The organism is Phaeobacter sp. S60 (assembly GCF_000826845.1).
GTDB lineage: Bacteria > Pseudomonadota > Alphaproteobacteria > Rhodobacterales > Rhodobacteraceae > Phaeobacter > Phaeobacter piscinae.
The window spans coordinates 1-320 of the sequence record NZ_JSWJ01000052.1 but is presented as its reverse complement, the minus strand read 5'-3'; the positions used below and the strand labels follow the sequence as shown (position 1 = coordinate 320).

Annotated in this window: 1 pseudogene; it reads right to left on the bottom strand. The window is 49.4% G+C overall.

Annotated features, from left to right (window positions below):
• Positions 1-77: 77 nt before the first annotated feature.
• Positions 78-320 (bottom strand): annotated as a pseudogene (gene wcaF / locus OO25_RS22090) (colanic acid biosynthesis acetyltransferase WcaF); the annotation flags it as partial.

The window sequence follows — 320 nt, the reverse complement described above, 5'->3', positions numbered from 1 at the left end:
GGTAAGAACCGTCTTGTCCGGTTACACCGGTGATGAGAGCGACTTTTGACATGTATTATTCCTCTGTATTTTTGAATTTATTCAGTTTCAACGCGTTCGCGTATCACCACTGCGGGATTCCCCCGGCAAACCACATTTGCCGGAAGCGATTTAAAAACACTGCTTCGTGCACCCACGACGGTGCCGTCGCCGATTGTGACGCCTGGGGCAACAAAGACATCGGTTGCCAGCCAGCATTTCTCGCCAATCACAATAGGCGTGGCGTTAATGGTGAAATGTTGACTTGCATGGTCGTGGCTACCGGTGCATAAATAACTTTT